Annotated in this window: 11 protein-coding genes; 4 read left to right on the top strand and 7 right to left on the bottom strand. The window is 53.1% G+C overall.

Annotated elements, in window-relative coordinates:
* Positions 1-4 precede the first annotated feature (4 nt).
* On the top strand, positions 5-877 hold the full coding sequence (locus IEY46_RS01420) for an ATP-binding cassette domain-containing protein (RefSeq protein ID WP_188988429.1): 873 nt from the start codon (positions 5-7) through the stop codon (positions 875-877).
* Here the strand turns inward: IEY46_RS01420 and IEY46_RS01415 are convergent.
* Entirely contained in the window at positions 834-2,186 is a 1,353-nt protein-coding gene (locus IEY46_RS01415; RefSeq protein ID WP_188988427.1) for a VWA domain-containing protein, read from the bottom strand. The genes IEY46_RS01420 and IEY46_RS01415 overlap by 44 nt on opposite strands.
* Before the next feature lie 381 nt (positions 2,187-2,567).
* On the opposite strand from IEY46_RS01415, the gene IEY46_RS01410 reads away from it, so the two are divergent.
* Positions 2,568-2,873: a hypothetical protein gene (locus IEY46_RS01410; RefSeq protein WP_188988425.1), complete on the top strand. Its 306-nt coding sequence runs from the start codon at positions 2,568-2,570 to the stop codon at positions 2,871-2,873.
* 74 nt (positions 2,874-2,947) lie between these two features.
* Positions 2,948-3,928, top strand: a complete 981-nt coding sequence (locus tag IEY46_RS01405; protein WP_188988423.1) for a ribose-phosphate diphosphokinase — start codon at positions 2,948-2,950, stop codon at positions 3,926-3,928.
* A 72-nt stretch (positions 3,929-4,000) separates the two neighbouring features.
* Here IEY46_RS01405 and IEY46_RS01400 read toward each other — a convergent pair whose 3' ends face one another.
* Positions 4,001-4,579 carry a TetR/AcrR family transcriptional regulator gene (locus IEY46_RS01400; protein WP_188988421.1) on the bottom strand — a complete coding sequence of 193 codons (579 nt, stop codon included), beginning with the start codon at positions 4,577-4,579 and terminating at the stop codon, positions 4,001-4,003.
* 306 nt (positions 4,580-4,885) lie between these two features.
* Here IEY46_RS01400 and IEY46_RS01395 point away from each other — a divergent pair, with 306 nt between their 5' ends.
* Entirely contained in the window at positions 4,886-7,798 is a 2,913-nt protein-coding gene (locus tag IEY46_RS01395) for an MMPL family transporter (RefSeq protein ID WP_188988419.1), read from the top strand.
* 74 nt (positions 7,799-7,872) lie between these two features.
* Here IEY46_RS01395 and IEY46_RS01390 read toward each other — a convergent pair whose 3' ends face one another.
* The 5 genes from IEY46_RS01390 to IEY46_RS01370 all read right to left on the bottom strand — a co-directional run bounded on the left by IEY46_RS01390 (position 7,873) and on the right by IEY46_RS01370 (position 12,481).
* Positions 7,873-8,487 (bottom strand): hypothetical protein, encoded by a 615-nt coding sequence (locus IEY46_RS01390; RefSeq protein ID WP_188988418.1) that lies wholly within the window; start codon positions 8,485-8,487, stop codon positions 7,873-7,875.
* Positions 8,488-8,502: 15 nt separating this feature from the next.
* On the bottom strand, positions 8,503-9,282 hold the full coding sequence (locus IEY46_RS01385; protein ID WP_188988416.1) for a LutC/YkgG family protein: 780 nt from the start codon (positions 9,280-9,282) through the stop codon (positions 8,503-8,505).
* Positions 9,269-10,900, bottom strand: coding sequence for a LutB/LldF family L-lactate oxidation iron-sulfur protein (locus IEY46_RS01380; RefSeq protein WP_188988414.1), 1,632 nt, complete (start codon positions 10,898-10,900; stop codon positions 9,269-9,271). The genes IEY46_RS01385 and IEY46_RS01380 overlap by 14 nt, the downstream gene beginning before the upstream one ends.
* Before the next feature lies 1 nt (position 10,901).
* Entirely contained in the window at positions 10,902-11,630 is a 729-nt protein-coding gene (locus IEY46_RS01375) for a (Fe-S)-binding protein (protein ID WP_188988412.1), read from the bottom strand.
* Between the two features lie 110 nt (positions 11,631-11,740).
* Positions 11,741-12,481 (bottom strand): FadR/GntR family transcriptional regulator, encoded by a 741-nt coding sequence (locus IEY46_RS01370; protein WP_188988410.1) that lies wholly within the window; start codon positions 12,479-12,481, stop codon positions 11,741-11,743.
* Positions 12,482-12,613: the final 132 nt, after the last annotated feature.

Raw genomic sequence — 12,613 nt, 5'->3', positions numbered from 1 at the left:
TCTCATGCTTGAGCTTCAACAGATCCTATGGCGCTCCGCCGGTTCGGAATTCCAGCTTCGTATTCCCAGACTGTCCATCAAGCCTGGTATTACGCTGCTTGTCGGACGAAATGGCGCCGGTAAATCCTCGCTGCTCAAGCTGCTCGCTACGGCGCAGTTTCCCGCAGCGGGGGAGATCCGCTATAACGGTCTGACAGTGGAACGCGATTTGCCCGTTATCCGTTCCATGATCGGATTTGTGCCTACCGGCATCGAGCTGTATGATGAAATGAAGGCTGCCAAGCTGCTCCACTACCTGGCGGAGCTCAAAGGCGGAGCCAATCAGCAGCATCTGGACTTTTTGATGGATGCTTTTCATATTACGCCATTTAAGACGAAAAAAATAAAAACACTCGCGCAAGGCATCCGTCAACGGATCGCGCTTGCCCAAGCGTGGATTGGATCGCCTGCTTATATTTTTCTGGATGAGCCGCTCAATGCGCTGGATTCACTGGAACGCCTGCGGTTTATCCGCTTCATGGCCTCTAATGCCCGCGAGCAGACCATTGTCGTCTCCACTCATGAGCTTAATGAATGGGATGTGTGGGCGGACCAGGTCATATGGTTGGAAGGCGGGCAAATTCGCTATCACGGCTCCATCGAGGACTGGAATCATGGTCTGCAGCTTTCGGTCTGGGAAGGCCAGCTTGATTCCGTCGCCTGCAGCGAGCTTGATCCAGCCATTATTCTCCACATGCGCTCGGAGGATCGCGTCTACACCGTCCGCTGTATCGGACAGGAGCCCCCTGCCGCCCATTTCACGAAACAGACGACTTCGCTGGAGGATGCCTATTTTATTCGATGCCGGTGCTCTGACCGCTCCCGCAGTATCGGTTGATAACCTCAACGAGCAAGCGATTCAGCGCTTTCACTTCATATTCCCCAACAGCCGGCTCCAGATGATCATCCCCGACTCCGCTATGGTTGGTTAAAAAAATATACGTTCCTCCTGTGGATACCGCCATAAAACGCATGAGGTACTCCGTGTTCACATCAACACCGCTAGAAGCAACCGGTATGATGCGGATCCCCTTGCCCGCAGCTTCCTGCGTCAGTTTCTGCATCCGCTTCACAATTGTGCTGTCGTGGTGGGGCGGCGCATCCAGAACCAGAAAAAGCAGCCTTGCGCGCGCATCTTCGCTCCAATCATGATCATGAATAGCGTTGTCCAGCGCCTGATCCACGGCTTCCGGGAAATCCCCTCCCCCATTTGCCCGCTGTCCGGAAATTTGTTGGACGGCTTTCTCCACATCGCCAGTGAACGGGAACGGTTTGACGACATAATCATCACCTTCGTCCCGGTAAAAGTTGGTGCTGACCCTGATTCCCAGCTGCTGTCCGTTATCTTTTGCCACCCGTTCAACGACGTCCTTAAGCTCCGTTTTCAAATAATTGAGCTCGTCGCCCATGGAGCCGGTCGTATCCACAACCAGCATCAAATCCAGTGAATTGGATACAGGCACGCTCTCATCAAGTTTAATTTCAAGCGTCTGGCTTTGGCTGCGCCGGATGTCCACATTCTCATACCGTTTGGTCTGGCCGCCTGCTTTCACGACTACCTGATATTTGCTTTTGCCTCCCTGCTGCTCAAATATTCCGTTAAATACAGAGGCTCTTCCGTTAATATCCGTTCTGACTTCCCAGATGGATTGATCATCCTTGTCTATCACGGCTATCTCCGCATCCGATACCGGACGCCCACCGCCGGTCACTGTCAGCTCCAAACGTTTAAATGAATAAAACGACCAATATTTCCGGTTATCCGCTCCTTCGGAGCTATCAAGCAGCTCCTCCCATTCATTCCAGCGGCCAAGATCATTCCATTCTCCTGCAGTCAATAAGCCTGCTTGTGGCTCGGGTTCCAGGTTGTGCTCCCGTTTTCCGGTCGGCCTGTCGGCTTCTCCGGTCGTCTCGGATTCAACCCTTGCGGTCTCGTCACCGTTAGACCTGGAACCGCTTTCCGTCGCCCGGTCACCGGCAGCAGCCTCTTTCGACTCCGTCGAATGATCCGGAGATGACGCCGCATTCTGCATGCCGTTATCCGATGACGACGAACAAGCGCCCAGCGCAGGCACAAGCAGCAGCAACGCAGCCAAACCCAGCAGCCGGACAGCGCCTGGGCGCAAAATTCCCCTTACCTTTCTCATTCTTGCTTCCCCCTTGTCAAATGCATATTCTCCAAGCACCATTAAGCCAATTTGTCTATTTATGGATGGCTTTGAATAATTCGACGTTGCGGAATTGGGAATTGTTGCAGCTAAGCAAAAAGTGTGAATATTTTACGTCCGCGCTAACGGAAGAAGCGGGAGTTAATATGAAAACAAACGTGTTTTTTCGACATTTATCCTGTAGTATATAGAAGAAACGATAAAGGCAGACTTGTGTGCCTGGTCGTTTCTTCTCAGAAGAAACGATAAAGGCAGCTCTACGTGCCTGAACATTTCTTCTCGGAAGAAACGAAAAAGGACGCTTTGCGTGCCAAATGATTCTTCTGCGTGTTTGCCGTAATTGCTTGAAGGAGGAGCATCATGAACACTTATATGCTGTCGGAACTGACCATCACACATAAACATATAGCAACCAGGCTTGCATTTGCCTCCGCTCAGCTTGTGATTGTCACCGAGGGCGGCTTCAGGCTGTGGTATATTGATCTTGACGGGATGACACAGTCTTCGCTTCTGCGGGATTTTGAACAAAGTGAGGATATCCGCGTGGAGCTGAAGGGCACTTCTGTGGAAGGCAGCTCCTTCACTGCCACAGGCTATCTTCATCCCAACACGAAGCATCATGCAGCCGCCATTCGCGGCGACGGTAAACTGGAAGGCCTGGGTTAACCGGCAGACTGTTTCAACGCTGTTATTTTCTTGTTTTCCCTTTTGCACCTATTATAAAAATCCGGAGGATCCTTATGACTCACAATGAAATCAAAATCTTTGCCGGCAGCTCGGGACAAACCTTTGCCCGCAAAATGTGCCGCTATATGGGCGTTGAGCTTGGCTATTCCGAAGCTTTAACCTTCTCCGACGGAAACACCTTTGTCAGAATAGGGGAGACGGTTCGCGATAAAGATGTATATTTGGTGCAATCCATTGGTGTTAAGCCCAATGACGAGTTTGTGGAAATCCTGTTCTGGGTCGATGCCTTCAAACGGGCAAGCGCCAATTCCGTAACGGTCATCATGCCTTACTTCAGTTATGCCAAAGGGGACAAGAAAGACGAGCCCCGTGTATCGATTCGAGCCAGAGTTTGTGCGGAATCCATTGAGCTTGCCGGAGCTGACCGGGTAGTGGCCATGGATCTGCACAGCCATCAGATTCAAGGCTTTTTCAAAAAACCGGTGGATCATTTATTTGCCTTGCCCGTCCTGTGCGAAGCAGTCAAGCAGATGAAACTCACCGATTTGGTTGTGGTCTCTCCTGATGCGGGCTTTGCCAAGCAGGCCCGAAAGTTCGCAAATAACCTGAATGCTTCCATCGCGCTTGGGGACAAGACCCGGCATAATCACAAGGAAGAAGCGGAAATGATGGAAATCATCGGGGATGTCCAGGGAAAGACCGCCCTGATCGTGGATGATTTCTCTTTATCGGGAGGCACTTTGATTGAACTGGCCAAATGGCTGAAAATTAAAGGAGCTACACGTATTGTTGCTTGCCTGTCCCATCTCGCCTTCACCGAAGCGGCGGTCCGCAAGCTCGAGGAAAGTCCGATCGAGTTTGTGATTGGAACAGACTCCGTCGATAATCCGAATCTGGTTCATTCCAGCAAAATCAGGCTGGTTTCGGTCGCGCCGCTGTTCGGCGAAGCGATCGGCAGGATTCATCGCAGCGAGTCGGTCAGTCCATTGTTTGAAAAAGTACCGCTTGACGTTATTCCCACTTGCTTCGAATAAAAATAAGCAAAAACGCCCCGCCGGGCTCCGACCGGCGGGGTATTTCCATGATGTGCCTGCCTCAATCCTATTTTAATTGGCAATTCCTTTGAAAAAAAGGTCAAAGGTTAATGCCATCTGCTCGTCTATCGGCTCATCGCCCGAGTCCATCGACCACATGAACAGCGCTCCAAAATAAGTCTGAAGCGCCAGCTGCCCGATCATAATCGCAGGCATATCCTTGCGCAGCTCGCCGCTCTCCTGGCCAAGCACGATAATCGGAACAATGCCCTCAAGCAGATCCTCGACGATGCAATTATGCATCTCAAGCGCGCGCCCTCCCCCAAGCTCAGCCTGGAACAAAGCCCTGATTAACGATTTATTATGCGGGAACTGCTGAACCATTTGGAAAATAACCATCCGCAGGCGGGGAATAAGCGGCCCCGGCTTATCCTTCAGCTTTGCGACCTCCGTCATGACGAATATCCCCTGAAGCTCATGTATAAGATCATCCTTGGAGGAAAAATAGTTAAAAAAAGTGCCTTTGGCCACGCCCGCAAGCTTCGCTACCTGTTCAACGGTCGTAGCTTCATAACCGAGCTCGGAAAATAAGGCATACGCCGCATCTTTAATCCGCAGCCTTGTCTGTTCCTTCTTCATTTCGCGATCCATATAAGCAGATCTCCTCGCTTTGCAGTTCTTTGCGGACATTATACAAAACCTAGTGTATCATACTTGGACTCGTGACGTACATATTTATGACTGATAGTACATTAAAACCAAAACAAATCCATAAAACCAAACGAATCATATCAATAAACTCAATAAATTCAATGATTTTATGAAAAAAAAATAAATGACCGCTAGTACAAAAATATTGATTTTTTTCGGATTTTAATTTATAACTAGTTCTGTGGGGATTGAAATTGGGGTTGGGAACAATAATTGCCTGGAACAAAAAAAGGGAGGAACAATCAAATGACAGAACGCTTTGTCCGCGGTTTGGCCCGCGCCAAGTGGATCGTATTGATCGCCTGGCTGGCCATCACGGTGGCCGCCATGTTCGGTTTGCCGGACCTGCAAGCCATTGTCCGCAATACGGAACAGAAATTTATCTCCTCCGACGCTGAATCGTCCGTAGCGAAAAAAATGATGGAGCAGATCAACCCCGCATCCATCACAAAATCAAGCGCTATTGTGGTTTATTCAAGAGCCTCGGGTCTGACTAAAGAAGATCAGGACTGGCTTCGCAACAAAGCCTCGGAGCTGACAGCCCTCAGTGGCAAGGAAGGCTTTCAATCGGTACAATCCGCGTACGATACCCCGGAGCTCGCCAGCAAATTCCGCAGCGGTGACGGCACCACCGAAATGCTGCTTGTGGGCTTTGAATGGCCGGAGAATGATATCATCACGCAGGAAGCCGTCGATAAGCTTAGCGAGAAGGTACAGGGGGCTCCCGCCGGAAGCCAGGTTTCATTGACAGGCAGCGCGCCTATCTCCAAAGACTTTCAGAAGAGCTCGGAGGAAGGCTTGAAGAAAACAGAGCTGCTTACGGTAGGACTGGTTCTTATCATTCTTTTGATCGTTTTCCGCTCACCGGTCGCACCGTTCATCCCCCTCATGACCATCGGGATATCACTCGTGATTACCAGGGGGCTGGTGGCGCTGGCAACCGATTACGGAATGCCTGTCTCCTCCTTCACGGAATCCTTCCTCATAGCCGTCTTGTTCGGTGCGGGAACGGATTATTGCATTCTCCTCATTCAGCGGTTCCGCGAGGAACTCAGCCACGACGGGGATAAGGTGGAAGCGATGATACGCACCATGCGAACCGTCGGCAAGACGGTAGCTTATTCCGCCAGCACCGTATTTGTCGCTTTCTTTCTGATTGGTTTTGCCCAATTCGGCTTGTACCAGTCTGCCGTCGGCGTATCGATCGGGGTTGCGGTCACCTTGCTCGCGGGTCTGACGCTCACACCTGCATTGCTGATGATATTCGGTGGTGCCACGTTCTGGCCATCGAAGGTGATAAGCGGACAGGGACATGGCGAATCCAAGTTGTGGACCGCAATGGCTTCCCTGGCCGCACGCAGGCCGGTAGCGGTGCTGCTCGTCACGGTTATTCTGCTCGCTCCGGTTACCCTGCTGTTTGAGGGCAAACGCTCTTTTGACGATATTGCCGAAATCGACTCCGGCCACAGTTCCGTGCAGGGTTTCCGCCAGGTTGAGCAGGCGTTCGGTTCTGGTGAAGTATTCCCGGTCTCCATCGCTCTGGGCTCTTCAACGTCCATGCGAACGCCAGAAGCGCTTGCCGCGCTGGAGGCCGCTAGTGAAAGCTTGTCTAGGCTTGCGGGAGTCCAGGAGGTCAGAAGCGCTATCCGGCCGCTCGGTGAGCAGTTGGCCGACCTGGCCGTGCCCAACCAGCTTGATCAGGCATCGGATGCGCTAGGCGAGATGAAGAACGGAGTCGATAAGATTGCCGCTGGACTGACAAGCGCAAGCGGCTCGATCGAGAGCGGCCAAGATGATATCGACAAGCTGACCAACGGGCTGCGCACCATGGCCTCGCAGACGACCAAAGCCAAGACAGGGCTTGACCAAATCTACAATGGTTTGAAGGATACTGCCAAAGGTACCGATCAAGTGGCCGGGGGTTTATCGCAAAGCGCAATACTGGCGGAATCCATGAGTGCTGATTTGCAAAAGCTGCTTCAAGCACATCCCGAGCTTGTAGAGGATGCCAACATCCAGGCGCTTCTCGGCAAACAGCAGGGACTAAGCGGCGGCTTGAAGGATTTGACTAAAGGCACCGCCGCTCTCCAGCAGGGCTTCAAGAAGCTTAATCCCGGAGTCGCGGAAGCTGCAGGCGGACTGGAACAGCTTGCGGCTGGGCAAAAGCAGGCGGCTGATGGAACAGCCAAGCTTAAAGGCGGTTTAGACACGCTGACAGGCGGTCTGAATGACGGGGCTAAGGGACTTGCAGATATCTCATTGGGTCTGGCACAGGTAAAGGACGCCCAGACGATGATCGGCAATAGTCAAATCCCCGGCTGGAACCTGCCCCAGGAAGCGCTGGATCGTCCCGAGCTTCAACAGGCGCTCGATTATTACATGTCGGAAGACGGGAAAACAACCAAATTCGATGTGATTCTCTCGGTTAATCCCTATTCCGCGGAAGCCATGGGAACCGTCGATAACTTGCGCAATGCGCTGAACCAAAGCTTGGCCAAAAGCCCCATATCCGAACCACAAATCCGCCTCAGCGGCACAACCGCACAAATTGAGGAGCTCAAGGCGATTTCGCAAAATGACTTTACGCGCACAGGCACATTTGTGCTGATCGGAATTTTCATTGTGCTAATGATTCTGCTCCGTTCTTTCCTTGCGCCGCTTTATGTGCTGCTGTCATTGGGCTTCAACTATTTTGTGACCATGGGGATCGTCGAATTCATCTTCGTGCGGCTGCTCGGAGAAACAGGCTTGTCCTGGAGCGCCTCCTTCTTCATCTTCCTGATTATCGTGGCGCTCGGGGTCGACTACAGCATCTTCCTGATGGCCCGGTTCAAGGAAGAATACCGGCCTCGCGGAATCGCGTATGCCATGACCCGGGCGATGTCTACGACCGGCGGGGTTATTATATCCGCTGCAGTTATTATGGGCGGAACCTTCGCCGCGCTCATGCTGTCCGGCGTAAATACACTGCTGCAGATCGGAGCGGGCATCGTCATCGGACTGGTGCTTTATTCTACCGTTTTTATGGGCCTGGTTGTACCGGCTCTGGCCAATCTGGTCGGGGAAGCCAACTGGTGGCCGTTCAACAAACGGGATCGGACCGCCGCACCGTTATCAAGCTCAAATCAACTCAATCCGCCAAGCGTTCATACCGACTGAACGCCAACGCGAAGAAAAGCCTTAGCTGCAAGGTCCAGTAATAAAGGACTATAGCTAAGGCTTTTCTTTATTTATTAGATCATTTGTTCTTCTTTGGTTGCCGCCGTTATGGTAAAGGCCAGCAGCTCCGCAAGCTCAATTTGCTGAATCATCTGCAGCACCGGCCGCGTTTCTTCCTTCTCCTGCCCGCTTTCCTGGGCCGCAATCGCTCCGGTAAGGATCTGGGGCAGCCATATCTGCCCGTCCCTGATCGCAAGCAGCGCTTCGCGTACTGCTCCGCTCGGAAGTTCTTCCAGATCAACGTCGCTGCGCAAATAATCGCTGACTCTAGACTGAATACTCGCCTGCGACAAATGGGCTCCGGCACGGCTGAACCAATAGTTGGCGTTCGAATAATCGCCTTCCATCCGGTGCATGAGTCCATGCCAGTAACCACCGGTGCTGTCATCTTCTATTTCCTGTGAGTAGGCATGCGATTCGTCCAAACTGTCATTGCACAAATGAAGGCCGGCCTTCAGCGCAATCATCGCCTTGTCCACAGCCGCATCGGCCGTAGGCGTATTGAAGCTCAGGCTGTTGATCGCAGCAGTCAACGAAGAGTCCCATACGCCCTTAGGAGAAAGCTCCTGCAGCTGCTCCCGCGACTGAATTCGATCGGTTATCCGGTTCAATGGCTCATGATTGGACATAAATGAATCGCTCCTTTATTGAATGATAATGGCATACACGCTTCCTGGCCCATGGATGCCGATGGTCAAATCGTTCTCAATATCGGCGCTTCGGCTCGGACCCGTAATCAGGTTCAGGGAAGAAGGCATCGTCGCCACCTCGGGATGAAGCGAGCGGAAAAGCTGGAACGCATCGCCCATTCGGGTCACAATCTGGTCCGCGCGGAATATGGCGAACAGCACCTCCGTCAGCAGACTGACGGATCGGCCTTTACCGCCTTCGCTGAACAGGGCAAGCGTGCCGGTATTGGCGATCACGCTGTCCGGCCAAACAATCCCAAGGCGGCTCTGCTCTGCCGCTTGCAGCAATCTGCTGCGCTTGGACCAGTTGCCGTCCGGTCCGGTCGGCAGAGGGCGAGGCTCAACATCCGCTTCGCCACCCTCGCGCCAGATCAAGGATTCTATGCCGGCGCCGCGCATCGTCTCATCAAGGCCAAGCGTATTCAAGCCTTCATGGTTCCATCGCACGGTGCGGGTAATGTTATGGTCCTGACAGACCTGAAGCAAATATTGCCCGATGGTATGAGGCGCATCGTCTTCGTCCACGATCAGAACCTTGCCGCTGAGCGCCGTCCAGTTGGCGATAAAAGCATCAAGACGCTCATCCGCATTCAGCTCGACGGCACGGTAATGATCCGGCACGCCGCGGATCGGCTTCGCCGGCGGCGCCGTCAGCGGACTTTTGCGTCCGAGGTTATTGGCAATCCGCTTCATAAATTCTTCTTTACCATGCATTATACCATTAGTTGGCGCCATCGCCACCGCCTCCTTTACGGTTTTTTTGCTGTATGGCATCCGCCCGCGCCTGGGCACCGACGGCATCCGCCTTCACCGGCGCTTTGCCGACGATCGAATCGGCTTTGGCCTTGGCGGCAAGCTCTTCCTGAAGGGCAGCCCATTTGTCGCGGAATTTCTGCTTCGGCAGCATCGGCATAAAGCGGGATTGGGTCCAGCCAGACAGCGGCGGCGGTCCGCTCTTGATGAAGCCATTGCGGACAAGCGGTTTCTGCAAATAATAGCCCGCTTTGGTAGCAAGCTTGAAGAGCGTAACATTGCCGAACATCGTTTCATAGGCTTTGAATGCAACCCGCTCCGGCAGCCCGGTCAGCTTCATCTTCACCTTGCGGTGGCGCAAATGAACCAGCATATCATGCAGCGGAATCTTGACTGGACAAGCTTCATAGCAGGCCCCGCACAGACTGGAGGCATAGGCCAAGGTGCCCGCTTCCTTCATGTCCTGCTGGAGGAGCGGCGTCAGCACCGCACCGATCGGTCCGCTGTAGACCGAGCCGTACGTATGTCCGCCGACGTTGCGGTAGACTGGGCACACGTTCAGACAAGCCGCGCAGCGGATGCAGTTCAGCACATCCTGGAAGATGGGATCGCCCAGTTGTCCGGAGCGGCCGTTATCCAGAATTATGACATGCAGTTCCTCCGGGCCATCAAGGTCCTGCGGTCCTTTCTTGCCCGTAAGAATTGACGTATACGCCGTCAGCTTCTGCCCCGTCGCGCTTCGTGCAAGCAGATTGAGCACCACTTCAAGATCCTCGAAGTTCGGAACCAGACGCTCCATCCCCATAACCACGACATGAACCTTCGGGATCGTTGTGACCATCCGCCCGTTCCCCTCATTGGAAACCAGAGAAATCGAGCCGGTCTCCGCTACGCCGAAGTTGCAGCCGGTAAGCCCAATATCCGCTTCAAGGAAATAATTGCGCAGCTTATTTTTGGCATACTGGGCCAAAATCTTGGTTTCCGGCTCGAAAGGCCGCCCGGAATCCTCTTCAAACAGATTGGCAATCTGCTGCTTGTTCTTATGAATCGCGGGAATAATCAGATGGGAAGGGGTTTCCCTCGCCAGCTGCAAAATATATTCGCCCAGATCCGTCTCAATCGCATCTATGCCTTCTGCCTCAAGAGCGTGATTCAGATGCATTTCCTCTGAAACCATTGACTTTCCTTTGGCGACAAGCTTCGCTTTATGGCTCTTGGCAATATCCATGAAGGTGCTGACGGCATCATCGCCGGTCTTGCAGAAGTATACATTGCCGCCATTCTTTACGACATTGTCGGAGAACTGGCTCAGATAATAATCAAGATGGGAGATCGTATGCTCGCGAATAGCCCGTCCGCGTTCCCGCCAAGCCTCCCAGTCCCCTAATACATCGGCAGCGCCCAGACGTCCATTGCGCAGCTTATCGGTTGTAAACGCTACAGCTTTGCGCAAAAAATCATCCTTGAGCGCTTCTCTGGTCCGTTTCTTCAGCTCCGAGCCGATTGGCGAATGAACCGGCGCATGCTGCGGCTTGCCCCCTGTTGTAGGCGACTGCGGCTTCTCCCGGTCCTCCACGAATTGATCCGTAGTTCCACTCATATTATGTCCGTCTCCCTTCGTCAAGCAGCTGTGCCAGATGCATAACCCGCACTGGTTTGCCTTCCTTATTCAGCCGGCCCCCAATGTTCATCAAACAGCCCATATCCGTGCCCACCAGCACCTCTGCGCCGGTCTCGCATACGCAGGCCGCTTTGTCACACACCATCGCTTCCGACATGTCAGCCATCTTCACAGCAAAAGTACCGCCAAACCCGCAGCAGTCCTGCTTGCGTGGAAGTTCGGTGAAGGCGATATCCTTGACGGCGTCAATCAGCTGAAGCGGCTCCTCGGTTACGCCGAGCAGGCGCATCGCGTGACAGGACGGGTGATAGGTGACAGAATGCGGGAACGAAGCCCCCACATCGGTTACGCCAAGCACACCCACGAGAAACTGCGAGAATTCATAGGTTTTCTCCACCAGCGCAGCCGCTTTTGCTTTCCACTCTGGCTCATTCTCAAATAAATAAGGATAATAATGATGGACCATTCCCGTGCATGAGCCTGACGGCGATACCACATAATCACTATGCTCGAAGGCTCGGATCAGGCCGCGGGCCACTTCCCGGGCTTCATCCTGATAGCCGCTGTTGAAAGCCGGCTGTCCACAGCACAGCTGCGCTTCGGGAAAATCTACCTCGCAGCCGTAATCGCTGAGCACGCGTACGACACTTTCCCCGACCTCCGGATACAGCGTATCGGCCAGACAGGTTATAAATAAGGATACTTTCATTTCTTTTCGAGTCCCCTCTCGATGAATACGTTTTATTTCGATATTATCAGCTTATCAGACATGTGGATAAAAATAAAGGGCAAATTGCTTGGCCCATGGCAAATAAAATGTTACATATCGCCACTGTCATGAGCCTCTGTTTTGCCCAAATAATTGCGGAGCACCCGTTCGACATGGGTCAAATGAGTCCGCATCGCCTTCTCCGCCCCCGCCGGATCGCGTTCCTCCACCGCCTTGAAGATGGCTTCATGTTCTTCCCACAGCTGGACGGAAACTTGTTTGCTCCCATAAATCTGAATGCGCCGGGCTTCGCGTATCGCTGCTTCCATCTGGGAGGATATCGTATCAAGCAGTCTCACCATGATGGAGTTATGGGTAGCTGCGGCAAGCAGCCGGTGGAATTCAATATCAGCGGCCTCCCCCGATGCTTCATCCCCCAAATGCTCCTGCATCGAATGCAGAAGCTGACGAAAAGCTGCCAGATCCTCCTCTGTCCGGCGGGTTGAAGCGATTGATGCATTCGCCGCCTCCAGTGCGATTCGCGACTCCAACAACTCAAAGATCGCTTCTTTGCTCAGCAGCAGCGACTCGAATACCGGCATCTGGATTTCAGCCGATTCCACGGACCGCACGAAACAGCCTTCCCCCTGACGGATATCTATTAGTCCCATCGCCCGCAGCGCGCTCAGTGCTTCGCGCATGGTGGAGCGCCCCACCTGGAACTGCTCGGACAGCTCTTTGGTGGAAGGAAGCTTCTCGCCGCTTCTCCAACCGCCTTCCAAAATAAACTGCTTCAATTGATCGGCGATCTGCTCGTATATTTTTCGGTTGGTTATTTTAGCGAAAGACATGCCGCGGCCCCCTCTTTCAGTCAAAAGTATTGGATCGCTCTTTGCACAAAAAAGGCTGCCCCGCCTCACCAGAGCCTCCACTTAAGCTCCGCTGGACAGGACAGCCCTCTACTTCATCATGTTCTTGCCTGG

The sequence above is a fragment of the Paenibacillus nasutitermitis genome (assembly GCF_014641075.1).
GTDB classification, from domain to species: Bacteria; Bacillota; Bacilli; order Paenibacillales; family Paenibacillaceae; genus Paenibacillus_Z; species Paenibacillus_Z nasutitermitis.
The sequence above is the reverse complement of the archived record's forward strand: the minus strand, read 5'-3'. Positions and strand labels throughout refer to the sequence as shown.